General features: G+C 58.7%; 23 protein-coding genes and 4 tRNA genes. 13 read left to right on the forward strand and 14 right to left on the reverse strand.

The window, feature by feature from the left end; translation table 11 throughout:
* Window positions 1-72: 72 nt before the first annotated feature.
* Window positions 73-993, reverse strand: coding sequence for a recombination-associated protein RdgC (rdgC, locus tag KGA97_RS23510; protein ID WP_008035659.1), 921 nt, complete (start codon window positions 991-993; stop codon window positions 73-75).
* A 160-nt stretch (window positions 994-1,153) separates the two neighbouring features.
* Between rdgC and KGA97_RS23515 the strand changes: the two genes are divergently transcribed.
* The 4 genes from KGA97_RS23515 to KGA97_RS23530 all read left to right on the forward strand — a co-directional run bounded on the left by KGA97_RS23515 (window position 1,154) and on the right by KGA97_RS23530 (window position 1,685).
* A tRNA-Val gene (locus KGA97_RS23515) sits at window positions 1,154-1,229 on the forward strand.
* Window positions 1,230-1,248: 19 nt separating this feature from the next.
* Window positions 1,249-1,325, forward strand: a tRNA-Asp gene (locus KGA97_RS23520).
* Window positions 1,326-1,513: 188 nt separating this feature from the next.
* A tRNA-Val gene (locus tag KGA97_RS23525) sits at window positions 1,514-1,589 on the forward strand.
* A gap of 19 nt (window positions 1,590-1,608) precedes the next feature.
* Window positions 1,609-1,685, forward strand: a tRNA-Asp gene (locus KGA97_RS23530).
* 143 nt (window positions 1,686-1,828) lie between these two features.
* Here KGA97_RS23530 and KGA97_RS23535 read toward each other — a convergent pair.
* Together KGA97_RS23535 and KGA97_RS23540 are read right to left on the reverse strand one after the other, a co-directional pair.
* Complete coding sequence (locus KGA97_RS23535) at window positions 1,829-2,998, reverse strand: catalase family protein (RefSeq protein ID WP_223481607.1); 1,170 nt, start codon at window positions 2,996-2,998, stop codon at window positions 1,829-1,831.
* Window positions 2,995-4,803 (reverse strand): di-heme-cytochrome C peroxidase, encoded by a 1,809-nt coding sequence (locus tag KGA97_RS23540; RefSeq protein WP_223481608.1) that lies wholly within the window; start codon window positions 4,801-4,803, stop codon window positions 2,995-2,997. Before KGA97_RS23540 ends, KGA97_RS23535 begins: the two co-directional genes overlap by 4 nt.
* 269 nt (window positions 4,804-5,072) lie before the next feature.
* Between KGA97_RS23540 and KGA97_RS23545 the strand changes: the two genes are divergently transcribed.
* The 5 genes from KGA97_RS23545 to KGA97_RS23565 all read left to right on the forward strand — a co-directional run bounded on the left by KGA97_RS23545 (window position 5,073) and on the right by KGA97_RS23565 (window position 7,772).
* Window positions 5,073-5,789: an FKBP-type peptidyl-prolyl cis-trans isomerase gene (locus KGA97_RS23545; protein ID WP_008040911.1), complete on the forward strand. Its 717-nt coding sequence runs from the start codon at window positions 5,073-5,075 to the stop codon at window positions 5,787-5,789.
* Window positions 5,790-6,082: 293 nt separating this feature from the next.
* Window positions 6,083-6,538 carry a YkvA family protein gene (locus tag KGA97_RS23550; protein ID WP_192227878.1) on the forward strand — a complete coding sequence of 152 codons (456 nt, stop codon included), beginning with the start codon at window positions 6,083-6,085 and terminating at the stop codon, window positions 6,536-6,538.
* Window positions 6,539-6,651: 113 nt separating this feature from the next.
* On the forward strand, window positions 6,652-6,993 hold the full coding sequence (locus KGA97_RS23555; RefSeq protein ID WP_207285747.1) for a helix-turn-helix domain-containing protein: 342 nt from the start codon (window positions 6,652-6,654) through the stop codon (window positions 6,991-6,993).
* Entirely contained in the window at window positions 6,990-7,361 is a 372-nt protein-coding gene (locus tag KGA97_RS23560; protein WP_003223109.1) for a hypothetical protein, read from the forward strand. The genes KGA97_RS23555 and KGA97_RS23560 overlap by 4 nt, the downstream gene beginning before the upstream one ends.
* Window positions 7,362-7,772: a sel1 repeat family protein gene (locus KGA97_RS23565; protein ID WP_008040907.1), complete on the forward strand. Its 411-nt coding sequence runs from the start codon at window positions 7,362-7,364 to the stop codon at window positions 7,770-7,772.
* 109 nt (window positions 7,773-7,881) lie between these two features.
* Here the strand turns inward: KGA97_RS23565 and KGA97_RS23570 are convergent, their stop codons facing one another.
* Both KGA97_RS23570 and KGA97_RS23575 read right to left on the reverse strand, forming a co-directional pair.
* Window positions 7,882-9,672, reverse strand: a complete 1,791-nt coding sequence (locus KGA97_RS23570; RefSeq protein WP_008040906.1) for a bifunctional diguanylate cyclase/phosphodiesterase — start codon at window positions 9,670-9,672, stop codon at window positions 7,882-7,884.
* 132 nt (window positions 9,673-9,804) lie between these two features.
* Complete coding sequence (locus KGA97_RS23575) at window positions 9,805-11,886, reverse strand: carboxy terminal-processing peptidase (protein ID WP_008040905.1); 2,082 nt, start codon at window positions 11,884-11,886, stop codon at window positions 9,805-9,807.
* Window positions 11,887-12,024: 138 nt separating this feature from the next.
* On the opposite strand from KGA97_RS23575, the gene KGA97_RS23580 reads away from it, so the two are divergent.
* Entirely contained in the window at window positions 12,025-12,987 is a 963-nt protein-coding gene (locus KGA97_RS23580; RefSeq protein WP_223481609.1) for a zinc-binding dehydrogenase, read from the forward strand.
* 129 nt (window positions 12,988-13,116) lie between these two features.
* Here KGA97_RS23580 and KGA97_RS23585 read toward each other — a convergent pair whose 3' ends face one another.
* The 6 genes from KGA97_RS23585 to KGA97_RS23610 form a co-directional block, all read right to left on the reverse strand.
* On the reverse strand, window positions 13,117-13,770 hold the full coding sequence (locus KGA97_RS23585) for an HAD family hydrolase (protein WP_008040903.1): 654 nt from the start codon (window positions 13,768-13,770) through the stop codon (window positions 13,117-13,119).
* A 34-nt stretch (window positions 13,771-13,804) separates the two neighbouring features.
* Window positions 13,805-14,794, reverse strand: coding sequence for an ABC transporter ATP-binding protein (locus KGA97_RS23590; protein ID WP_008030381.1), 990 nt, complete (start codon window positions 14,792-14,794; stop codon window positions 13,805-13,807).
* Window positions 14,791-15,591: an ABC transporter permease gene (locus KGA97_RS23595; protein WP_008030379.1), complete on the reverse strand. Its 801-nt coding sequence runs from the start codon at window positions 15,589-15,591 to the stop codon at window positions 14,791-14,793. The genes KGA97_RS23590 and KGA97_RS23595 overlap by 4 nt, the downstream gene beginning before the upstream one ends.
* Complete coding sequence (locus KGA97_RS23600) at window positions 15,578-16,414, reverse strand: ABC transporter permease (protein ID WP_162130714.1); 837 nt, start codon at window positions 16,412-16,414, stop codon at window positions 15,578-15,580. Before KGA97_RS23600 ends, KGA97_RS23595 begins: the two co-directional genes overlap by 14 nt.
* A 5-nt stretch (window positions 16,415-16,419) precedes the next feature.
* Window positions 16,420-17,226, reverse strand: a complete 807-nt coding sequence (locus KGA97_RS23605) for an alkaline phosphatase family protein (RefSeq protein WP_207285749.1) — start codon at window positions 17,224-17,226, stop codon at window positions 16,420-16,422.
* Between the two features lie 141 nt (window positions 17,227-17,367).
* Window positions 17,368-18,432, reverse strand: a complete 1,065-nt coding sequence (locus tag KGA97_RS23610) for an ABC transporter substrate-binding protein (protein ID WP_008030373.1) — start codon at window positions 18,430-18,432, stop codon at window positions 17,368-17,370.
* A gap of 349 nt (window positions 18,433-18,781) precedes the next feature.
* Here KGA97_RS23610 and KGA97_RS23615 point away from each other — a divergent pair, with 349 nt between their 5' ends.
* Window positions 18,782-19,495 (forward strand): UTRA domain-containing protein, encoded by a 714-nt coding sequence (locus KGA97_RS23615; protein ID WP_008030372.1) that lies wholly within the window; start codon window positions 18,782-18,784, stop codon window positions 19,493-19,495.
* 29 nt (window positions 19,496-19,524) lie between these two features.
* Here KGA97_RS23615 and KGA97_RS23620 read toward each other — a convergent pair whose 3' ends face one another.
* On the reverse strand, window positions 19,525-20,292 hold the full coding sequence (locus tag KGA97_RS23620; RefSeq protein ID WP_192419337.1) for a DODA-type extradiol aromatic ring-opening family dioxygenase: 768 nt from the start codon (window positions 20,290-20,292) through the stop codon (window positions 19,525-19,527).
* Window positions 20,293-20,394: 102 nt separating this feature from the next.
* On the opposite strand from KGA97_RS23620, the gene KGA97_RS23625 reads away from it, so the two are divergent.
* Window positions 20,395-21,051, forward strand: coding sequence for a thiopurine S-methyltransferase (locus tag KGA97_RS23625; RefSeq protein WP_008044357.1), 657 nt, complete (start codon window positions 20,395-20,397; stop codon window positions 21,049-21,051).
* Window positions 21,052-21,249: 198 nt separating this feature from the next.
* On the opposite strand, the gene htpX is transcribed toward KGA97_RS23625, so the two are convergent.
* Both htpX and KGA97_RS23635 read right to left on the reverse strand, forming a co-directional pair.
* Entirely contained in the window at window positions 21,250-22,137 is an 888-nt protein-coding gene (gene htpX / locus KGA97_RS23630; protein WP_008044359.1) for a protease HtpX, read from the reverse strand.
* A 318-nt stretch (window positions 22,138-22,455) separates the two neighbouring features.
* A complete protein-coding gene (locus KGA97_RS23635; RefSeq protein ID WP_008030363.1) occupies window positions 22,456-23,667 on the reverse strand; it encodes a pyridoxal phosphate-dependent aminotransferase in 1,212 nt (403 codons plus the stop codon).
* A 226-nt stretch (window positions 23,668-23,893) separates the two neighbouring features.
* Between KGA97_RS23635 and msrB the strand changes: the two genes are divergently transcribed.
* Window positions 23,894-24,289, forward strand: coding sequence for a peptide-methionine (R)-S-oxide reductase MsrB (msrB, locus tag KGA97_RS23640; protein WP_207285752.1), 396 nt, complete (start codon window positions 23,894-23,896; stop codon window positions 24,287-24,289).
* The last annotated feature ends 74 nt before the right edge of the window (window positions 24,290-24,363 follow it).

A 24,363-nucleotide genomic window follows, 5' to 3' on the forward strand; every position in this document is an offset into this window, starting at 1 on the left:
GTGTCAGGCAAAGAGAGGCGACTGACACACCATCGCGAGCAGGCTCGCTCCTACATTAGAGATCACCAGGCTTTAGATACCCTGCGGCGTCTCTTCACCGCCCAACGCTTCAACCAGCGCCGGGAGGAAGTCGCCGAAAGTCAGCATCATCAGGGTGAAGCTGGCATCCAGCTGGCCGAGGGCTTCTTCGCCGCCGTCCTGTTCCGCCTGATCCTGCAGCAGGTCTTCGAACTTCAGGCGCTTGACCACCATCTTGTCGTCGAGGACGAAGGACAGTTTGTCCTGCCAGGCCAGCGACAGCTGAGTGACCACTTTGCCGGTGCTCAGGTGCAACTGGATTTCTTCGCTGGTCAGGTCCTGACGCTTGCAGCGCACGATGCCGCCGTCTTCGTGGGTGTCGCGCAGCTCGCACTCGTCCAGCACAAAGAAGTCATCGGCGGCTTTCTGGGTGGTGACCCATTCAGTCATGGTGGCGGTCGGGGACATTTTCACGGTCAGCGGACGTACCGGCAGGGTGCCGATGACTTCACGCAGGGTGGACAGCAGGTCCTCGGCGCGTTTCGGGCTGGCCGAGTTGACCAGAATCAGGCCTTGCTTCGGTGCAATGGCCGCGAAGGTCGACGAACGACGGATAAAGGCACGCGGCAGGAAGGCCTGGATGATTTCATCCTTGATCTGATCGCGTTCCTTTTTGTAGACCTTGCGCATTTGTTCGGCTTCGATCTCTTCGACCTTTTCCTTAACGGCGTCACGCACGACGCTGCCCGGCAGGATGCGTTCTTCCTTACGGGCGGAGATCAGCAGGAAGTCGCCGCTGACGTGCACCAGTGGTGCATCTTCGCCCTTGCCGAAAGGCGCGACGAAACCGTAGGTGGTCAACTCCTGGCTTGCACATGAACGCGCCAGTTTGGTGGCCAGTGCAGTTTCCAACGCCTCGGCATCAAAAGGCAGATCTTGGGTCAGGCGATAGATAAGCAGGTTTTTGAACCACATGGGGCGAGTCTCTCCTTTATACAAAGTGGGGCATTATTCTCTTCGTGGCGCCATAGGCCAACCCTTCTCTAAGCCTTTGGAAGGCCTGAAAAAATTATTTAAAAAAGTGCTTGCCAGAGGTGAGGTCGCTCCGTAGAATGCGCGCCACACCGAAAGTGAAGGGTGATTAGCTCAGCTGGGAGAGCGTCTGCCTTACAAGCAGAATGTCGGCGGTTCGATCCCGTCATCACCCACCATTCGCTTCAAGTGTTACGCGCAGCGGTAGTTCAGTCGGTTAGAATACCGGCCTGTCACGCCGGGGGTCGCGGGTTCGAGTCCCGTCCGCTGCGCCATATTCGGTAACCTGGAACGCTGAACGCCAGGTCACCACGGAAAAGCCCGCTAACGCGGGTTTTTTTCTGCCTGAAGTTCCTGCTGGATGCGTCGTTTCACCGGTTTTCAGATTTTTTTGAATTATTTATCAATTAAATCAACACGTTATGAAAATCTGTGGCACAATGCGCCCCGCAACGAAGGTAAAGGGTGATTAGCTCAGCTGGGAGAGCGTCTGCCTTACAAGCAGAATGTCGGCGGTTCGATCCCGTCATCACCCACCATTTACTTTCAACGCTACGCGCAGCGGTAGTTCAGTCGGTTAGAATACCGGCCTGTCACGCCGGGGGTCGCGGGTTCGAGTCCCGTCCGCTGCGCCATATTCGGTAACCTGGAACACTGAACGCCAGGTCACCACGGAAAAAGCCCGCTTTAAGCGGGCTTTTTGCTGTCTGGAGTTTGGCTTTCTGCAGGCTCCCACTGAAAAAGCGACCTTCGGGTCGCTTTTTTCGTTTGTGCCCGCTTACTGTTCGGCGTTTCGGCTGTGTCGGTAATCGCTGACCGCCTCGTAAACAGCTTTGCGCAAGCGGTTGATGCCGCCAATCGGGCGATGGGCCTCAACACCAAACCATGGATTGAACGACTGGTTGTCGCATTGCAGGTTCAACGCTGGCGTGTCGAAGTCCTGGGCGGGCACGTTGATCCGCGCCACTGTCTGGAAAGGCGCGTCGCTTTCCTTCCATTCAACGCTGGTGTCTTCGATCGGCATGTACTTGCCTGCATCTTGCCGCTGGATCTGCAGGACAAAGCAGACAGGCACCCGATCGGTCGACAGTTGCTGGTTCAGCGCATTGCGCAGAAAGTTCGGCAACTTCTGGTTTTGCGCGGGCAGGGCATAGGTCGGGCAGTTCATTGGGTCGGGCATGACCCGAAACTTGGCATTGGCCTCGCCGAATTTGTAGGGCGAAACCGAAAAGTATGTCGTCTGGGTCGGGCTCGGTGGTGGCGGAGAAAGCGTCGCCAAGGCGATAAACAGATGACGGACCTGCCAGGTGCGCGGGTCCCAGCCCGGAAAGAACGCCATCACCTTCTTGCCGTCCGCCTGGGCGGCGACATTCTGACGATACTCTGCGACATCGCTGACAAAGAAGTTCGGATGGCTGAACATCACAAAGTCCTGTTCGCCGCGCCGCTGTTGATCGCTGAGCAGTTGCTTGCCTGGCACATCGAGCAGTTTGATCGCCATGCCCCGCGCATCGCGGATGCTGTCGAATTGCGGATAGGCATTGCCGTTGGACAGGCGCATCGTCGCTTGCCAGGTCTTGCCCGGCTCACTGAACACACCTTGACGCAACTCTGTCGCCAGATCCGGCAACACCTGCACCTCGGCCTTTACGCAGCCATGGGCCTTGGCATGGGCATCACGCAGATAGCGGGTGCTTTCACGGTGTTGATCGACAATCCGCACGGCGGTCTGGATCACGTCCTGGGTCATGGCGGCTTCGCCATCCGGAATCTGCTCCAGTGCCGAGACCGGTCCACGGTGCTGCCAGGCAAACCAGGCAGTGGCCAGCGCCCAGCCAAGCAAGCCGATGCCCAGCAAAACCAGCAGGGTTTTGCCGAGCAGGCGACCCAGCCACAACCAGAACCGGGCAAACATCGGCAAATCTTTCTTGAAGGTGGTCATGATCATGGCAATTGCGCCTCCAGCGGGCCGCCCAGCACTTTCAGGTACTCCAGCAACGCAAAGCGTTCCTCGGGTTGCAGCAGTCGGCCAATCACCCCGTTGCCGCGTTTACCGGCGCGGAATTCATGGCCGCTGTTGTGGTTGCCGGTAATGCGCGTGTCGAACAGGAATGCATTGGTGAAGGCTTCGGTGCGATAGCCCAGGTGTTTCGGGTCGTACTCGAACGTGCCTTTATAGAAGGTGGCCGCGCGTTCGTCCTGAGGCGAGAGCAATTGATAAATGCTGGGTACCGAGCCGTTGTGCAGGAACGGTGCGGTCGCCCAGACGCCTGACAGCGGTCGAGCCTTGTAAGCCACTTTTTCACGAACGCCGATCGGCAGGCCGAAGCCATCGAGCCGAGGCTTTTCTGCGGCTGTGACCTTGGCCTCTCGGTAAGCCCGGTCCTCGACGAACGCCGTGACGTAGGCCAGTCCCTTGGCCACCGAAAGCTGGCTCAGGTCCAGCGGCTCCTCGGGTGTCGGGTGCAGCTTCACGTCCATCTGTGCCAGTTCGGTCGGGTCCCATTGCAGCGCGGTCAGGTCGAAACGGTGGTTGGCGATGTTGCTCGCCGCCGTCGGATCAGTGCCGATGACGTCGACGGGCAGCATGTGCAACTGCTGCACCCAGCGCTCGCCTTCCTGGATCGTCCGCGGAACGTGGCAACCGGCGCAGTTCTCGGTGAACAGTGCGCGACCTTTGGCGGCCAAAGGTTTGTCGACCGCGCCCAGCAGCTCTTCCGGCCAGGCAGGCGGTTTGAGTCGTTGCAGGGTTTCTTCGATCAGGTGCAAATCGCGCACCCGCACGCTGGACGGATATCGGTAGTCGCCCTTGAGTGGCTGCCCGTTGCTGTCGAAGAAATTCAGCGTGGCGCCTACGCCCAACGCCTCACCGATGTTACGGGCCATCGGTTGCTGCGCCGAACCGTTCCACTGCACCCAGTCGAATGTCCACATGTCCCACAGTTGCGGGTAGTCGACCGGCGCATTGGCCACCCGGTAGTTGGCCGGTGAGATCGCGTCGCCGAAACTGGCGTTGGCAATGCGCCCGAACGCGTCAGTGCGGCCAGGGCCTTCCTCGGTCGGGTAGAGCCCTCGATGGGTGTCGTTCCAGGCTACTTTCAGGAACGTATCGAGAGAGGTTTTGAAGTCTTTGCGCAGTTGTTGATGCCGGGCGTCGTATTCCTGGCCCAGCACGTTGCGAGCGAAACGTTCGAATTTCCATGGGTTGTAGTAAGTCGACGTCAGACTGGCGACCAGAGCTTGTCCGAAACTGCCACCGCGCAGTGTCGGAACGCTGGACGGCAAGACGTGTTGCGCCGAACCACCATCGATGCGGATGGCCTGACCGTTGAAGCGCAATTCGCCGGTGTGGCAGGCGGCGCAGGTGATGTCCAGAAACTGATCCTGGCTGCCGGGGTTTTGATGGCGGGCGAAACCCACGGGCAGGTTGCCGGGGTTGTTCGGCGTGGCTTTCTGGCCGGGATCGACCAGGAAACCGAAGCGCGCAAGGTACTCCGGACTGGCGAATCGCTGTTGCGAAAAGGGCAGCTCGAGCGCGTTGAACCACTCGTAGCGCAAGCCTTTGACCTGAGTGCCCTGGGGCGTGAAGTAGTAGGTCTGGCGGTCGGCCGCGCTCCACTGCTCCAGGTAATGCACTTGTTGTGCTGGCGACCAGTTCGGCAGTTTCGGGTTGGCGACGTAATACAGAATCACGGCGAGGGCGAGGCCCAGCAGTGCAACGATCAGAATCAGAAAGCGATAAAAGAGGCGCAAGTTAAACATCCTTGTCGAGTTGTCGCTCTCTTATGCCTCAGCTGCAATCGTGGGGCAAGTGGCCATTACTTCAGTTGTTGTGGGACGAAGCAGTCGTCCCTGTGGGGCGAAGATGACAGAAGCTTCATCATCCGATTCCGGAAATGCGTTAAAACACCTGAACTTATCAGAAGTTTCCTGCTCTCATGCCGGTAGCCATTGGTCGTGGCCGCCTGATAAGCTCGCGGCTTTACTCGATTGCCCTTTAGGCGCATGAACAAGGAAATAGCATGAAACAGCATCGGTTGGCGGCGGCGGTGGCCCTGGTTAGCCTGGTACTTGCGGGTTGCGACTCGCAGACCAGCGTAGAGCTGAAAACCCCGGCGCAAAAAGCTTCCTACGGGATTGGCCTGAACATGGGCAAGAGCCTGGCTCAGGAAGGCATGGATGATCTGGACTCCAAAGCCGTTGCCCAGGGCATTGAAGATGCCATCGGCAAGAAAGAACAGAAACTGAAGGATGACGAGTTGGTCGAAGCCTTCGCAGCACTGCAGAAGCGTGCTGAAGAACGTATGGCCAAAATGAGTGAAGAGTCGGCAGCCGCCGGCAAGAAATTCCTCGAAGACAACGCCAAGAAAGCCGGTGTCACCACCACGGCTTCGGGCCTGCAGTACGAAGTGGTCAAGAAAGCTGATGGCGCACAGCCTAAGCCGACCGACGTGGTGACTGTTCACTACACCGGCACCCTGACCAACGGCACCGTGTTCGACAGCTCCGTGGAGCGTGGCAGCCCGATCGATCTGCCGGTCAGCGGCGTGATTCCGGGTTGGGTCGAAGGCCTGCAACTGATGCACGTTGGCGAGAAGTACAAACTGTTCATCCCTAGCGAGCTGGCTTACGGCGCCCAAAGCCCAAGCCCGGCGATTCCAGCCAACTCGGTGCTGGTATTCGACCTGGAACTGCTGGCGATCAAGGATCCGGCAAAACAAGACGACGCTGCCAAGTAATTAGCGTTTGTCCTGACAACAACGCCTCGCTTATGCGGGGCGTTGTTGCATCTGGCGTCCGGCAAGGGTAAACAAAGCGAACGGATGTTTCAGGCTGGAGTCATAGCCATTGAGAGCGCCTGCGCTAGCCGCGGCGGAGCGCCAAGTCAATGAAATCTTGGGTTTTTTTATGTGAGTAAAAAACGCCCGATCTGAGTTGAGCCCTTATGAAACGGGGCTTTCAGCCGTGAAATGCAGCTCTGTTCACAAGGTTATCCACAATTTGTGTGGATAACATTTCAGCGGGAGGAATGATGAAAGCACCCTGGAATTTCGCTCGTTTCCTGCCACTGGCCGGACGTCTGTTAGCTCGTGGGCGTTTGCCGACGTTATTGTTCGCGGTAGCCAGCAAAGGTGCCAGCCAGGGCAACCGTTTGGGCAAGCTCAAAGACGACCTGCGCTTGTTGCAGGCGTTGTGCCTGGCTTACTGGCGCGGTGAATACCGGGCCATCAGCCCTAAAGCGCTGATCTCGGTGGTGGCAGGCTTGATGTATTTCCTGAGCCCGGTGGATGCGATTCCGGATTTCATTCCGGTGTTCGGCATGTTCGATGACATCGCCGTGCTCGCCTGGCTGATGAAGGTTCTCGACGACGAGCTCAACGCCTTCCGCGCCTGGCGCAATCGCCAGGTGCCAGAGAAGCTCGCGGTGGTCGAGCGCTTGCCCGATACCCTGGAACAACTTCAACTGCAGGGCCCGAAAAAAACCTGAGTCGATTCAGGACTATCCCTATATTCATACCCCCGCGACCTTGGCCGCTGTTAGGATTACACTTCTAAGGAAAAGCGCCGACTCGCTAAGTGTCGTTGTCCTACGGGGAAGTCATGGATATTCAGATAATCACACGCGAAGGCGAGCCCGAGTATGCGGTTGTTCCGTGGGCTCAGTATCAGGCTCTACTCAAAGCAGCAGGCATCGATCAACAACCGCCGCGCGAGGCCCCTGTGCATCGCGCGGCCACGCCAGACCAGATTCTTCCGGGTCTGGATCAACTACGCAGTTTGCGCGAAGGGAAGGGCATCGCCATTGAGGCGCTGGCCCGCACGGTAGGCATCAGCCCGTCCTATCTGGCCTTGATCGAAAGTGGCGAGCGTCAACCCGACGCTGCAATTCGCCGCAGCCTGGCCTGGGAATTGACGGTGCCAGGGTGGAGGGAAGAATCGTGAGCGTACGCATCAGTCGTCAACATTGGGACGGATTGCTGGGCGAGCTGGATCAGGCGCGCCGCCAGCGTCATTTGCTGACCTACCGCGCGTTGCTTGAGCGCCTGCAATTGCCGACGCCGGCCATGCAAACCTTGACCGCGGCCCTTGAGCACCTGGCCGCACTGGACGCCAAGGCCGAGCAGCCGCTGCGCAGCTCGTTGGTAATCAGCCAGGGCGCCAGTCGCCTGCCGCGCACCGGTTTCTTCGAATGCGTCGAGCGCCTGGGGCGTTTCTCCGGGCCGTCCGATGGTGTCGCCGCCGCCTCGTGGCATGCCTCGGAAGTGGTGCGAGTGTTCGAATACGAGTACCCCGAATCGGCGGAAGCCTGAGTGTTTTTCAAGCTCAAGGCGCGGGCCGGTTACTGGCTGGCTCGCCGGTTGTTTCACTGGTCGTGGTTTGTGCGTCAGCCACGCGGCTGGAGTTGGCTTGAAGGCCAGCTTGCACGCATGGCGAACCTGGGCGATGTCGACGCTCAAAGCTTCTATGGCCACATTCTGGCCTTTCGCGGCGTGGGCCTTGGGGCTCGTGAGGAAGGTGTCCGCTTGCTGCGCCTGGCGGCGTTGGCGGGGGATGGCAAGGCGGCGTATCAGGTGGGGGTGATCAGTCTGGCCGGGACGGCGAGCAAGGCACCGGATCCGGATGAGGCCGCCCGGTTTTGGGCGATGGCTGCCAAGGCCGGACATCCGTTGGCTGAGATCAAATTGAAAGAGTTGGCTGCTCGCGGTCCTTTGGATAATTAGTGGCTGATCCGACGCCTTCGCGGGCAAGCCTCGCTCCTACGGGATGTGAACGTTAATAACGACACCCATCCCGTAGGAGCGAGGCTTGCCCGCGAAGGTGTCAGCCCCATCACCGCTGCCCAACCAGCAATTCATCCTCTCGCTTGGGCGCCGTCAGACTATCAATCACATGCACGCTATACCCCGGCACATTCTTCGCGTGGTGTTTCGCCTGCGACGCCATCTCCGCCAACTGGCTCGCATCGAGTTGTCCACAGGCCTGTGGATGCAAATGCACCACGCCGATCGACAGCGATAACAACGGAAATTCCTGGCGCACGCCCTGGCGATTCGGGGCGATGAAGCAGCCGGCTTCCAGGTGTTCGCTGCGGTAGAAGCGCCGGCATTGGCTCTGGAAATCATCGAGCAACTGGTTCAAGCGTTTGCGCCAGTCTTCCGGCCCGAGCACCAGCAAAAAATCATCACCGCCGATATGGCCGACAAAGTCGCGGGACGGGTCGACGCGATCATTCAGACATTGCGCCAGGCACAGCAGGACTTCGTCCCCGCGTCCGTAGCCGTAGATGTCGTTGAAGGGTTTGAAACTGTCGATGTCCACGTAGCAGATCACTGATTCCCTTTGTTGTTGCAGCAGGCGCGTCAGGCATTGCTGGATCGGCACGTTACCCGGCAGCAGGGTCAGTGGGTTGGCGTAACGGGCTTGCTGGATCTTCAGTTCAGTAATCAGCTTCAGTACGTCGATGACCCGACCCAGTCCCAGGTAGCCGCCGTTGAGGGTGATGATGAAGTCTTCCTCGATGCGCTGCCGGGCGCGGCTGGTGATCAGGCGGCTGACTTGTTGCAGCGACTGGCTCATCTCGACGGCGAGAAAGTCGTCGTTCATCAACCGGCTGATGGGCTTGCGGGCAAAGAGGTCGGTGGCAAAGGGTTTGAGCAGGGCGTCCGACAGCGAATGCCGATGGACGATGCCGCAGGGGTGGCCTTGCTCATCGAGCACCGCCAGTGAGTTCAGGTTGGCCTGGCGGCGGAAGGCTTCCAGCACCGTGGCAGTCGGCGTACCCCGCGCGACCGCTGGTTGATCGATCAAAAGAGCACTGAGGTCACTGCCTTCGTCGTTCAGCGCCACCGCAGAGCTGTCCTGTTTGGGCATCAGGTTTCGCGCTTCCCTTGGCGGGTGTTCTTGAGGGCGGCAGAGCAAATAACCCTGGACCAGATCGACGCCCATATCGGTCAACACCGCGAGCTCCTCCGGCAGCTCGATACCTTCAGCAATCACCTGCGCCCGCGAGGCTTTGGCGATTTGCATGATGGAGCCGACAAATTCACGCTTGAGCGCATCCTGATGGATGCCGTCGATGAAGTGCCGATCGATCTTCACATAGTCCGGCCGCAGCTCGGACCACAGGCGCAGGCTCGAATAACCGGCACCCAAATCATCCAGCGCAATGGAAAAGCCCATCGCCCGATAGTGATGCAGCGCGTTTTGCAGCAGCTGGAAATCGTCGGTCGGCGTCTGTTCCGTCAGTTCGATAACTACCTGGCTGGGCGGTATGCCGAAATCCTGCAGCAGTTGCAGGGTCCGACCCGGTTGGTGAGCCGCTTCGAGCAGCGATTCCGGCGACACGTTGAGAAAGAGTTTGCCCGGCAGTTGCTGCTCATTAAAGCGCCGGCAAGCGCTCTCGCGGCAGGCAATTTCCAGCTCGTTCAAACGACCGGCCTGGCGGGCGACGGCAAACAAGGCGATGGGCGAGTGCAGCGGGCTGTTGGAGGGGCCACGGCTGAGGGCTTCGTAGCCGATGATCTGTCGTTCAGAGAGCGAAATGATTGGCTGGAACAGGCTGTGCAAACCGCTTTGAGTCAATATTGAACTCAACGCACTCAGCTGTTCGGTAGTGGTCATGGCGGTCTCTGGCGAAAAAAAAAGGACTGAGAGCCAAAGCTCTCAGTCCCGTATTTCACGACAGAATGATGACTGTTTGATGACGCTAAGGGGGCGTCAGCATTAAATTGCCATCATCGTGCTTGTAACAACTTAGTGTTTGGCAACCGCGGTGTTGAGTTTCAGGTAGTCCAGCAGAATCCGACCCGTTTCGCTCAGGTAGGCATCGTCTTCTGGTTTGACCTTGTCCGGCTCGGCCGCAGCGACATCTTCGTCTTCTTTCTTCAGCTCTTTGAGCGGCTCTTCGCCCTTGGCCTTGCGACGGATGTTTTCCATCGCAAGCTGCTTGGCTTCGATATCCGCGTGTTGGGCACGACGCTCGGCTTCATTGAGGCTGACGGTTTTTTCCGACATCAGCTTCTGCGCCAGGGCCAGTTTGTCGCGGATGAACACGAACTCCGCGTCTTTGGCCGAACGTACGTCATGCTCGGACTTGAGCTGCGAAATGTATGGCTTGAACGGGTCGACCGCAGGCTTGATGGCCGCGCGGATGGTGTCCCACGGCATGGCTTCCGGCAGGGCGCTCTCGCCGATTTCCTTGGTGTCGATGATCGACGGGTAATCGATGTCCGGCAGTACGCCCTGATGCTGGGTGCTCTGGCCGGAAACCCGGTAGAACTTGGCCAGGGTCAGTTTCAGTTCGCCATGGTTCAGCGGCTGAATGGTCTGCACGGTGCCTTTGCCGAAGGTCTGGCCGCCAATGATCAGTGCGCGGTGGTAGTCCTGCATCGCGCCGGCGAAAATCTCCGAAGCCGAGGCGGACAGGCGGTTGACCAGCAACGCCATCGGGCCTTTGTAGAAGGCGCCCGGGTTTTCATCTTCGAGTACATCGACCCGGCCATCGGCGTTACGCACGAGCACGGTCGGGCCTTTGTCGATGAACAGGCTGGTCAGCTCGGTGGCTTCCTGCAAGGAGCCGCCGCCGTTGTTGCGCAGGTCGATGACCACGCCGTCGACTTTCTCTTTCTGCAACTCGGTCAGCAGTTTCTTGACGTCGCGAGTGGTGCTCTTGTAGTCCGGATCGCCGGCACGGAAAGCCTTGAAGTCGAGGTAGAAGGCCGGAATCTCGATGACGCCGAGCTTGTAGTCCTTGCCATCCTGTTTCAGGTTGAGGACTGACTTCTTCACGGCCTGGTCTTCAAGCTTCACCGCTTCGCGGGTGATCGGCACGATCTTGGAGGTCTGGTCGTTCGGCGCATTGCTGGCCGGAATCACTTCCAGGCGCACCACGGTACCTTTCGGACCACGGATCAGCTTGACCACTTCGTCCAGGCGCCAGCCGACCACGTCGACCATCTCTTTGTTGCCCTGGGCAACGCCGATGATCTTGTCGGCCGGTGCGACCTGCTTGGTCTTGTCGGCAGGGCCAGCCGGCACCAGACGCACGACTTTCACCTGGTCGTTGTCGCTCTGCAACACAGCGCCGATGCCTTCGAGGGACAGGCTCATGTTGATGTCGAAGTTCTCCGCGTTATCCGGCGACAGATAGTTGGTGTGCGGGTCGTAGGACATGGCGAAGGTGTTGATGTACGCCTGGAAGATGTCTTCCGGACGGGTCTGGTCCAGGCGCGAGAGCTGATTCTTGTAACGCTTGGTCAGCGTTTCCTGAATCTGCTTGGGTTCTTTGCCAGCAATCTTCATCCGCAGCACTTCGTCCTTGACGCGTTTGCGCCACAGGTCGTCGAGCTCTGCGGTGGACTTGAGCCAAGGCGCGTCCTTGCGATCGATCAGCAAGGTTTCCTTGGCGGTGAAGTCGATCTTGTCGACGCCCTTGTTCAGCTCCGCAAGGGCAAAGTCCAGACGCGCTTTTACACGGTCCAGGTAGCGCTTGTAGATGGTGAACCCGGCGTTGAGGTCGCCGCTTTTGAGGAAGTCGTCGAACTGGGTTTTCCACTTGTCGAATTCGGCAATGTCGCTGGCCATGAAGTAGCTGCGCGACGGATCCAGCAGCTTGAGGTAGCTGTCGTAGATGATCACGGAGCGCGCGTCATCGAGCGGCGGCTTGCTGTAGTGGTGACGCTTGAGCAACTCGACGACATTCAGACTGGCGATCACTTCGTCACGGTCTGGCTGAAGCTTGTCCCAGCTATTGGCTGCGAACGTATTGCTCGACATCGGCATCAGGCCGATACCAATAAATAGGGCGAGGGCGGTGCTGGGGAACAGATGCTTCATGCTGATTCGACGCGGGGACAATTGATAACGCATATTAGGCCGTCTTTGAAGTCGCCGGTACCACAAGGGCCGGTCGCATAATGCAAAAAGCCCGGCGCTACAGCTTCGGGCTCAGTCCAGACTCACTATGGAGGCACTGTGAAAGCATTGCAAGGCGTTGACGGTCAAGTGGAGTGGGTTGAAGAGTCCGGTCCTACATGCGATGTAGGGCAAGTTCGCATTCGCGTGGCGGCAGCGGGCCTCAATCGCGCCGATTTGTTACAGAAGGCGGGCCTTTATCCGCCACCGCCGGGGGCCAGTCAGGTACTGGGTCTTGAGTGTTCCGGGGTGATCAGTGAGGTCGGCCCGGGCTCGTCCTGGCAGGTCGGTGATCGGGTCTGCGCCTTGCTGGCCGGGGGCGGGATGGCCGAAGAGGTGGTTGTCGACGGACGGCATGTGCTGCCAGTCCCCGAAGGATTGTCCCTGGCCGAGGCGGCAGCGCTACCCGAAGTCTATGCGACCGTCTGGCTGAATTTGTTTCAATTGGCTGCGCTCAAACCGGGTGAGAAAGTTCTTCTTCACGCCGGAGCAAGTGGAATCGGTTCAGCTGCCATTCAGCTGTGCAAGGCGTTTGGCAACCCGTGCTGGGTCAGCGTCGGTTCTGCCGAGCGTCTGGCCTATTGCGAAGCGCTGGGTGCACAGGGTGGCGTGGTGCGCACCGACGATCTGGACAGCTTGATCGACCTGGGGCCGTTCGATGTGATTCTTGACCCGGTCGGCGGCAACTACGCCGCGCTGAACCTCAAGCTGCTGGCTCTTGATGGCCGTTGGGTGTTGATTGGCCTGATGGGCGGCCGTGAGGCAAAACTGGATCTGGCGCAGGTGCTGGCCAAACGCGTGCAGTTGCTGGGTTCGACCTTGCGCAGCCGTGACGATCAGTTCAAGGCGGATTTGTTCAGTGATTTACGCCTGCATGTCTGGCCGTTGTTTGCCGAAGGGCGATTGAGCCCGCAGTTGGCGAAGACCTTTCCGATCAAGGATGCCGAAGCGGCGTTTGCCGAGTTGGCGACGAACAAGGTGGCGGGGAAGTTGGTGTTGGTGATCGACGAAAGCCTCGTCTGACAACACCGAGCCCGTAGGAGCGAGCGGTGCGGCGATCCGACTTGCCCGCGAAAGCGGTGTATCAGTCAACATAGGTGTTGAATGTAATTACGCCTTCGCGGGCAAGCCTTGCTCCTACAGGGTTTTGCGTTATTTCCAGAGGTGGATCGGCCAGCCGGCTTTTTCGGCATGTTCGAGCAATACCGGGTCAGGGTTCACCACGTGTGGGAAATCTACCTTAAGCAACAGCGGCAAATCGTTACGTGAGTCGGAATAGAAACTCGCGCCCTCCAGGTTTTCCTCTTCCGCATCTAGCCATTCCAGCAATCGGGTGATCTTGCCTTCGCGGTAGGTCAGCGTACCGACGGTGTTGCCGCTATAGACCCCATGCAACACTTCCAACTCGATGCCCAGAATCTCGTCGATGCCCAAACGGTCGGCAATCGGCCTGACCAGGTGTGTACCCGACGCCGAAATCACCAGTATCCGGTCACCGGCCTTGCGATGGGCGGCGATGGCTTTGGTTGCGTCGCTGAAGATGATCGGTTCGATGAAGTCTTCCACCCACGGCCCGACCAAGTGGTCGACCTCTTCGGGTGTGCGCCCGATCATCGGTTCGAGGCTGAAGGCCATGTACTCCTCCATGCGCAACTTGCCGTGGCTGTAAGCGTCCATCAGTTCGTTGTTCTGACGCATGAACGACTCGGGATCGACCCAGCCCAGCCGGCCCATCTGTTCGCTCCAGAGGGTGGCGCAGTCGCCGTGGATCAGGGTTTCGTCCAGATCAAAAATTGCCAGGGCCATCAGTGCAGTTCTCTCTTCAACATCAGCAAAGTCATCAGGCTACCTCACACAGGGCCGTCGGATCGATGGAAAGCGCCAGACGCTGACCATCGGGATGCAGATCGGCCGCCGAGCGGTTGAGCACATCCACCACCAATTCCACGCCCCGGGCCTCGATCCGGTAGCGAATCACGTTGCCCAGCAGGCTGTGGCTGCGCACTTGTGCGTCAAGTTCGCCGTTCAGGCTCAGTTCGATGGCTTCCGGGCGAATCGCGATGCGATGCGTAATCGGTCGTTGCAGCAATTTCGAGGCGTTGTCGGCGTCGAGCAGGTTGTAGTTGCCGATAAAGCCGGCAGCGAACACATCCACCGGCGCGGTGTACAGGGTTTCGGCGTCGCCGCTCTGTACGATCTTTCCCTGATTCATCAGGAAAATCCGGTCAGACATGGTCAGCGCTTCTTCCTGATCGTGTGTGACGAAGATCGTGGTCAGGCCGAGCTCGCGCTGGATCTGACGGATCTGTTCGCGCAAATGCTTGCGAATCCGCGCATCAAGGGCCGACAGCGGTTCGTCCAGCAGCAACAGGCGTGGACGGGTCACCAATGAGCGGGCGAGGGCGACGCGCTGGCATTGACCGCCGGACAGTTGGTGCGGATAACGGGCGGCGAAATCGTTGAGCTCCACCAGTTTCAGCACTTCGGCAACGCGCTTTTGGCTGTCGTCGCTGTTGACCTTCTGCATGCGCAAACCAAAGGCGACGTTTTGCTCCACGGTCATGTTCGGGAACAGCGCATAGCTTTGAAACACCATGCCGATCCCGCGTTTCTGCGGGCTCAGCGGCACGATGTCGACACCATCCAGCAAGATCTTGCCACCATCTACCGAGGTCAGCCCGGCGATGCAGCGCAGCAGCGTGGATTTGCCGCAACCGGACGGGCCGAGCAGGGTGACGAATTCGCCCTTCTGGATTTCGCAGTTGATGTCGCTGAATACGGTGGTGCCTGCATAGTTTTTCTGCAGATGTTGGACGCTGACATAGCTCATTCGCTTTTGTCCTTGTTCAAGATATTGGCCGCCCAGGTCAGAACCAGTACGAAGAAAAAGTAGGAAATCACCAGCGCACTGGTGAAGTGGCCGCTGCTGTTACGCATGTTGTTGAGGTAGACCTGCAGGGTTTCGTAGCGGGTGCCGACGAGGATGTTGGCGAACACGAACTCACCGAACAGGAACGAGAACGACAGCAGCAACGCGACCATCAGACCTTTGCGCAGGTTCGGCAGCACCACCAGGAATGCCGCCTGAAAAGTGCTGGCACCGAGCAGTTGGGCGGCGTCCATCAGGTCGCGCAGGTTGATCGCTTGCAGGTTGTTGGTGATCGCTCGGTACATGAACGGCAGCGCCACGGTGAAGTAGCAACCGATCAGAATCCATGGCGTGCCGACCATCGCGAACGGCCCTGAACCGTAAAGCTGCAACAGCCCCACCGACGACACCACCGGCGGCACCGCGAAGGGCAGCAGGATCAGGATGTTCATCAGCGCATCGAGTTTCGGGAAGTGGTAATGCACCACGAACAGCAGTGGCAGGATCAGCACCACCGACAGAATCAGCGCACCGATACAGACCAGCAGCGATTGGCCAAAAGCACTCAGGAATCGCGGATCGCTCCACAGCTGCACATACCATTTGACGGTGAAGCCGCTGGGCAGAATGGTCGCCGACCAACTACTGGCAATCGAGTAGATCAGCGTGCCAACCAGTGGCAGCAACAGAATGGCAAATAGCAGGTAAACCACGACGCGGTGATAGATACCGACGGGGCCCAATTCAGCGCGAGACATGGTAGCTCCTCTTCAACAGCAGCTGATGCACGATGGTGACCAGGGTCATCAACGCCACCAGCACAACGGCCAGCGCACTGGCGAGGTTCGGGTCCAGGGAAATGTCACCGGAGACCATCGCCGCAATACGGATCGGCAGCACGTTGAAGTTGCCGGTGGTCAGTGCGTAAACCGTGGCGTAGGCGCCGAGGGCGTTGGCCAGCAGGATCACGAAGGTGCCGAGCAGTGCCGGCGTCAGCACCGGCAAACCGATGTGTCGCCAGAACTGCCAGCCGTTGGCGCCCAGCAGCGCGGCAGATTCACGCCAGTCTTCGCGCAGGGCGTCGAAGGCCGGGTAGAGCAGCAGCACACCGAGGGGGATCTGGAAATACGTGTAGAGAATGATCAGCCCGGTTTTCGAGTACAGGTTGAAATCCTGAATGATCCCGGCCTGCTTGAGCATGATGGTGATGCTGCCGTTGAAACCCAGCAGGATGATGAACGCGAAGGCCAAAGGCACGCCGGCAAAGTTGCTGGTCATGTTGGCGAAGGCGTTGACGAAGTTACGCAGCTTCGAGTCGACACGACGCAGGGAATAAGCGCCGAGCACCGCGATGATGATCCCGAACACGCTGGACCAGAAACTGATCTCGAGGCTGTACTGGATCGCCTGCAAATAGAACTTCGAATTGAAGATCTTGGTGAAGTTGGCCAGGCCCCAGCCGAACTCTTCCGATTGCAGGCTGTTGATCATCACCCAGATGAGCGGGGCGATCTCGAACACGATAAAGAACAGTGCGAAGGGCACGAGGCACAAGGCCGCCAGCCATTTGCCGCGAGTCATGGCATTCACTTGAGCAGCTCCCGGCACACTGGTTTGTCGTGGGCCACGCCCAGCAGTTCGCAGACGGTGCCGCAGATGTCTGTCTGTTTCGGTTCGGCACCGGCGTTGAAGCTGAAGGCGTCACCGAGCACGAACAGTGGCACTTCGCGTTCCTCCGGCAGCAGGCCGTTGTGGGAGCGGTCGTTGTTCATGCCGTGGTCGGCGGTCACCAGCACCTGGTAACCGGCGTCGAGCCAGCCTTGCAGGTAGTCGGCGAGGATAATGTCCGCCGAGCGGGCGCTGTTGCGGTATTGCGCGGTGTCGAGGCCGTGCTTGTGCCCGGCGTCGTCGATGTTCATGGGGTGCACCAGGAGAAAATTCGGTGCGTGGCGCAGGCGCAAGTGTTCTGCGTCGGCGAACAGGTGCGAGTCCGGGTAGTGATCGTTCCAGTAGAAATGACCGTGCTGGATTGGCAATTCGGGGGCGTCGGTGTGACGGTCCCGGGCGGCCACGAACGGCGAGTGGTTGTACAACTCACTGACCCAGTGATAAGCCGCGGCAGCGGTTTTCAGGCCCGCTTCGCTGGCGTAGTGATAAATGCTGCGTTGGTTGGACAGGCGCGAAACGTTGTTGTGAACGATGCCGCTATCGATCGGCGTGACGCCGGTCAGGATGCATTCATACAGCGGACGGGACAGGGCCGGCAGTTCGCACTCCAGTTTGTAGAGTGCCGCGCGTCCTGCGCCGACGTAAGCCTGCAGGTGCCCCATGGCGTGGCGCGCAACCTCGTAATTGAGGCCGTCGAGCACGACAAGGATGACGTTGTGCTTCATAGGGGCGGGACTCCGGGAGACTGGAAATATCGTAGAAACCTGTAGGAGCGAAGCTTGCTCGCGAAAGCGTACTTTCAGTCAACATAACTGTTGAATTAAAGTCCCTCTTCGCGGGCAAGCCTCGCTCCTACAAATGAAGCATTACTTCATCTCGACGATGACTTCTTCGTTCCACTTCTGCGGCAGAGCCTTGGAAGTTTTTTCCCACGCATCCGCGTCTTTGATCGGCGTGACCTTTTTGTACTGCTCGTTCGGCAGCAGCTTGGCCTGGACTTCGGCTGGCAGGGTCAGGTGCTCGGCACGGATCGGACGGGCGTTACCCTTGGCCAGGTTGATCTGACCGGCATCGCTGAAGATGTATTCACGAGCCAGTTTGGCGGCGTTCGGGTTCTTGGCGTATTTGTTGATGATGGTGGTGTAACCGGAAATCACCGAACCATCGGAGGGGATCAACACCACGTAGTCATCCGGATTGGCCATCTTGGCCTTGTAGCTCAGACCGTTGAAGTCCCAGACCACGCCGACTTCGATTTCACCCTTTTCCATGGTGGCAATCGTCGGGTTGGCCATGGACAGGCGGCCTTGTTTCGCAATGTCAGCGAACAGCAACAGGGCAGGCTGAAGGTTTTTCTCGTCGCCGCCGTTGGCAAGTGCAGCCGCCAGAACGCCGTTGGCGGCCTGAGCAGCGGTGCTCACGTCACCGATGGATACTTTGTATTTACCGGTTTTAAGGTCGGCCCATTTGGTCGGCGCTTCTGAACCGTGCAGCAGCTTTTTGTTGACGATGAACGCGATGGTGCCGGTGTAGGCCAGTGCCCAGTTGCCGTCCTTATCCTTCGCCCAGGCAGGCACCTGATCCCAGGTGCTTGGCTTGTACGGCTGGACCACGCCTTGCTTGACCGCGATAGGGCCGAACGCTGCACCGACGTCGCCGATGTCGGCCGTGGCGTTGTCTTTTTCAGCGGCGAACTTGGCGATTTCCTGCGCCGAGCTCATGTCGGTGTCGATGTGTTTCAGGCCGTAGATCTTGGCCAGGTCTTCCCAGGTGCCTTTCCAGTTGGCCCAGTCATCGGGCATGCCGACGCTGTTGACCGCACCTTCCGCTTTCGCAGCGGCTTCGAGGGTTTTCAAATCATCAGCCGCCATGGCGGCGGTGCACATGGCAATGGTCGAACCTAACAGTGATGCCAGGAAAAGCTTTTTCATCCGAAGCTCCTTTGGGCGTTTTCAACGCTGCGATTGCGGTTGTGTTGGTCTAGGTCAGCAATACCTGAGCCAATCTAGGCGCCCCTGATGACATTTTGATGTCGACCAGCGGTCCGTCTGCATTTTCTTCAGATCAACGCTCAGGCTTGCGAGTAAGCGTAGACCATGGCTAAAGAACTGATATGAAAGGACTTGGCCGTTAAATTGCACACGTTTGACTGCACCGTTCAGCGCCTTTGTCATCTGTCAGTCATGTGCAGTGCCTAGGCTTGCTGAAAGTTGACGGAGTCGTTTCAAATGACGGTTCTGCTCCGAAACAGTGCTGGTCTAGTCCAGATAGGTAACGTTGATGCGCATCGAGACAACCAAAGCGGTGACAGCCATCGGGCAGGTTCTTCAGGAACAGCTCGACCACGGCCTGTTGGCGCCTGGCAGCAAGTTACCGGCGGAGCGCAAGCTCAGTGAGTTGTTCGGCACGACACGCATTACCGTGCGCGAAGCGTTGTTGCAGCTGGAGGCTCAAGGGCAGATTTATCGCGAAGAGCGCCGGGGCTGGTTCGTGTCGCCACCGCGCCTGGCTTACAACCTGATGCAGCGCAGCCACTTTCACGCGATGGTCAGCGCTCAAGGGCGGGTGCCGTCTACCGAGGTGATTTCGGCACGCTTGCAGCCTGCGTCGGCGGCGGTCTGTGCCTGGTTGCAGTTGCCGGCGTTGTCGAGCGTGATTCAGATCTGCCGCGCTCGGCGAATTGATGAGCGGCTGGTGTTGTACGTGGAGCACTACCTCAATCCGCAGTATTTCCCGGGGATTCTGGAGTTTGATCTGAATCAGTCGATCACCGAGCTGTACGCGCGGCATTACGATTTGCATTACGGGCGGGTGCGCTTCGAGATCGTGCCGACGGCGTTGTCGGTGGATGCGGCGGCGGCGTTACGGGTGTCGGTCGGCAGTCCGGGATTGCGCATCGCCCGGGTCAATTACGACCAACACGAGCGGTTGATCGATTGTGACCTGGAGTTCTGGCGGCACGATGCGATCCATGTCGGTGTTGATGTGGTCTGAGCCTGGCCGCCGCAGGTCTCGGTTTTTCATTACCCGAAGCGGTAAATGTCCATGCCCAGCGCGCCCATGGTGAAACCCTGGTGGCTGACGCTGAATGCTCCGCCGGCACTGCGGGCAAAGTACAACGGCAACAAATGTTCATCGCTCGGGTGGTTGCGCACGGCGTTCGGCGCTTGCTGGCGATAGTCGTGTAACGCGGCTTCGTCGTTGGCCTCAAGTTTCTCGATCATCCAGTCGCGAAACACCTTCGCCCACGGTTCTACGCTTTCCGGTCCGGCGTGCCAGTCCAGTTCGCGCAGGTTGTGGGTGATGCTGCCCGAACCGATCAACAGCACGCCATGTTCGCGCAGGCTGCTCAGGGCATGGCCGACACGGGTTTGCAGCGCAGGACCGCCGCGTGTGGGCAGCGAGACTTGCACCACCGGGATATCCGCCTGCGGGTACATCAACGACAACGGCACCCAGACGCCATGGTCGAAGGGCCGTTTGCTGTCGATGCGGGCGGGCAGGTCACTGCGTTTCAGCAACTCGACAACCTCAGCGGCCAGTTGTGGATCGCCGGGTGCCGGGTATTGCACCTCGAACAACGCCTTGGGAAAGCCGCCGAAGTCATGCCAGGTTTCAGGTTGTGGATTGCCGCTGACCAGCAATTCATTGCTTTCCCAATGCGCGGAAACAATCACGATTGCCCGGGGTTTCGGCAATTCGGCAGCCAGGCGCGCGAGGGCCGGCCCACTGGCACCGGGTTCCAGTGCCAGCATGGGTGAGCCATGAGAGATGTAAAGGCTGGGGAACATGAAGGAGCTCCTGAGAGTAAGATGGGCCCATCTTCAGTCAGATCATTGATCTAAATCTAATATAAGTTTTAGGGTGTTTTGATCGAATTTTCGGAGATATTTATGCAGCCGGAGTTTTGGCACAAGCGATGGCAGTCGAATCAGATCGGCTTCCATCTGCCGCAGGTGAACCCTTATCTGCAACGTTTCTGGCCGCAATTGGGGCTGGAGGAGGGGGCGCGCGTACTGGTGCCGTTGTGTGGGAAAAGTCTGGATTTGTTGTGGCTGGCGCACCAGGGGCATGAAGTCCTGGGAATTGAGCTGTCGGAAAAGGCTGTCGAAGATTTCTTCAGCGAACATCACTTTGACCCGAACGTCACTGAGCAGGGGCCCTTCAAGGTCTATCGAGCAGGCTCGATCGAGTTGTGGTGTGGTGATTTCTTCGAGTTGACGGCCGGCGATGTTGCCGATTGCGCCGGCCTGTACGACCGGGCGGCACTGATCGCTCTGCCGCCGGCCATGCGCGAGCAATACGCGGCTCATTTGAACCGGATTTTGCCAAAGGACGCGTTGGGGCTTTTGATCACGCTGGATTACGACCAGACGCAAAAAGACGGACCGCCGTTTGCCGTGCTTGATGATGAAGTGCAGCGGTTGTTCGGGGCTGTGTGGTCGTTGAAGATTCTGGAGGATCAGGACGTTCTGGGTGAGAGCTGGAAATTCGTCGAAAGCGGCGTGACGCGGCTTGAGGAGCGGGTTTATCGGGTTTCTGCCAGGTAATTGATGTTGCTTCTACCAGCCTCTTCGCGGGCAAGCCTCGCTCCTACAGGTTTTGTGTAATTCGCCGATTATGTGAACGACACAAATCCTGTAGGAGCGAGGCTTGCCCGCGAAGAGGTCCTGATGAACACCGCATTAATCAAGCAGACAAAAAAAGGCCCGCATCACTGCGGGCCTCTTCTTTTAGTGCCGAGCCTGTCAGCCCCGACGACGCAATGCGTCGATGCGCTCTTCCAGCGGCGGGTGGCTCATGAACATGCGGGCGAACCCCTGTTTGATGCCACCGTTGATGCCGAAAGCGTTCAGGGTGTCCGGCATGTGCACCGGCAGCCCTTGTTCAGCACGCAGGCGTTGCAATGCGCCAATCATCGCGTTGGTGCCCGCCAGGCGTGCACCGGCTTCGTCGGCACGGAACTCGCGTTTGCGCGAGAACCACATGACGATGGAGCTGGCCAGAATGCCCAGCACCAGTTCGGCGACGATGGTCGCGATGTAGTAGGCGATGCCCTGGCCTTCTTCGTTCTTGAAGATCACCTTGTCGACAAAGTTGCCGATGATCCGCGCGAAGAACATGACGAAGGTGTTCACCACGCCCTGGATCAGCGCCAGGGTGACCATGTCGCCATTGGCCACGTGACCGATTTCGTGGGCCAGAACGGCTTTCACTTCATCCGGCGAGAATCGCTCGAGCAAGCCCTGGCTGACCGCGACCAGTGCATCGTTCTTGTTCCAGCCAGTGGCGAACGCGTTCGCCTCGTAGGCCGGGAAAATCCCGACTTCCGGCATCTTGATCCCGGCTTCGCGAGACAGTTGCTCGACCGTTTGCAGCAGCCATTGCTCGTGACGTGTGCGCGGCTGGGTGATGATTTGGGTGCTGGTGCTCATCTTCGCCATCCACTTGGAGATGAACAGCGAGAACAGGGAGCCGGCGAAACCAAAGACCGCACAGAAAATCAGCAGCTGATTGAGGTTGAGATCAACCCCATTGGCCGCCATGAACCCGTTGAAGCCGAAAAGGCTCAGGGTGATGCTGGCAATCAGCACGACCGCCAGGTTAGTGGCCAAAAACAGCAGGATGCGCATCATGGTTGTAGAAATCTCCTTTTGCTAAAGATGTAGCGTACTGCGGGGTATATAAGGTGCTGCAACGGGCTATTCAACCGGGTGACTATTTCAAACTGTGTCCTACAGCAACAGTCTAGTCGCTTGCAGGGCATTTCCGACGTGGGCAGGGGAAGTGTTTGTCAGCCGATTCGCGTTGCGAGCCCCGTGATTGTTGGACGCGGTCACAAAGCTTGCTACCGGGCAGCGATTGCAGTGGGGATGTACGGCGAGGCTTAAAGATATGTTGCTGAATTAATCCTCGTGCGACTTTCGTGGAAAAGTCGCACGCGGCCAGTCCGATTACTGGCGATAGGATTTGAGGAAGTTGCCGATTCGTCCGATGGCCATGTCCAGGTCGTCGACACGCGGCAGGGTCACGACGCGGAAGTGGTCCGGCCATGGCCAGTTGAAAGCGGTGCCTTGAACCACCAGCAGCTTTTCCGACAGCAGCAGGTCGAGCACGAATTTTTCGTCGTTGTGGATCGGGCAGACTTTCGGGTCGATGCGCGGGAACGCATACAGCGCGCCCATCGGCTTGACGCAGCTGACACCGGGAATGTCGTTGAGCAATTCCCAGGTACGGTTGCGTTGTTCCAGCAGGCGACCTTGCGGCAGGACCAGATCGTTGATGCTCTGATAACCCCCGAGGGCGGTCTGGATCGCGTGCTGACTCGGAACGTTGGCACACAGGCGCATGTTCGCCAGCATGTCGATGCCTTCAATGTAGCTTTGCGCGTGATGTTTCGGACCGGAGATAGCAATCCAGCCAGAACGGAAACCGGCCACGCGATAGGACTTGGACAGGCCGTTGAAGGTCAGGCACAGCAGGTCAGGGGCCAGGGAGGCGGTGCAGATGTGCACGGCATCGTCGTACAGGATCTTGTCGTAGATCTCGTCGGAAAACACCACCAGGTTGTGCTGACGGGCCAGTTCCAGCATGCCCAGCAGGACTTCCTTCGAATACACCGCACCGGTCGGGTTGTTCGGGTTGATGATCACCAGCGCTTTGGTATTGGGGGTGATCTTGGCCTTGATGTCGGCCAGGTCCGGCCACCAGTTGGCCTGCTCGTCGCACAGGTAATGCACCGGGTTGCCGCCCGACAGGCTCACGGCGGCGGTCCACAGCGGGTAGTCGGGGGCCGGCACCAACACTTCGTCGCCGTTGTTGAGCAGCGCTTGCATCGACATCACGATCAGCTCGGAAACGCCGTTGCCCAGGTAAATGTCTTCAATGCCGACGCCTTCTACCTGCTTCTGCTGGTAGTACTGCATGACGGCTTTACGCGCACTGAACAGGCCTTTGGAATCGCTGTACCCCTGGGCGGTCGGCAGGTTGCGGATCACGTCCTGGAGGATTTCATCCGGCGCTTCGAAACCAAAAGGCGCCGGGTTGCCGATGTTCAGCTTGAGGATGCGATGGCCTTCCTCTTCCAGGCGTTTGGCGTGCTTGAGCACTGGGCCGCGAATGTCGTAGCAGACGTTGGCGAGCTTGTTCGATTTGCTGACCTGCATGGCGATGTGTTCCCGAAAATGAACGATCCAGGCGGTGTATGAACTACCGTACTGGGAATCCTGCGTATTCACACAGGCCTGGCGCCTTGAGAGGCAGCACCCATAAATCCGTTTGAATGCGCGTGGTCTGGCTGCCAGACTGGCGTTTGACGAGGCGCAATCATACGTGCCGCCCGATCCGTGGAAAAGGTACAGATCGGGCTTTTTCAGCTGCTGAGGTGTGATGATGGAAAAGTTGGAAAAAACCCTGGAAGAATGGAAGGCCATGCTCGATCCGGAGCAGTACAACGTTTGCCGCCTCAAGGGCACCGAACGGCCGTTTTCCGGCAAGTACAACGGCACCAAAACCGACGGTATTTACCACTGCATCTGCTGCAATGAGCCGCTGTTCGACTCAAAAACCAAATTTGACTCTGGCTGCGGCTGGCCGAGTTTCTATGCGCCGATCGGCGACAGCGCCATGACTGAAATCCGTGATGTCAGCCACGGCATGATCCGCACCGAAGTGGTCTGCGCCAAATGCGATGCGCACCTGGGGCATGTGTTCCCGGATGGTCCGCCGCCGACCGGCCTGCGGTATTGCATCAACTCGGTGTGCCTGGATCTCGTTCCGCGTTCGTAATGCGGGCCCTTGTAGGAGCGAAGCTTGCTCGCGAAGGCGTCGGGTCAGTCAACATCAGTGTTGAATGTTAAGAT

The organism is Pseudomonas sp. BF-B-15 (assembly GCF_019946675.1).
Lineage (GTDB): Bacteria > Pseudomonadota > Gammaproteobacteria > Pseudomonadales > Pseudomonadaceae > Aquipseudomonas > Aquipseudomonas migulae.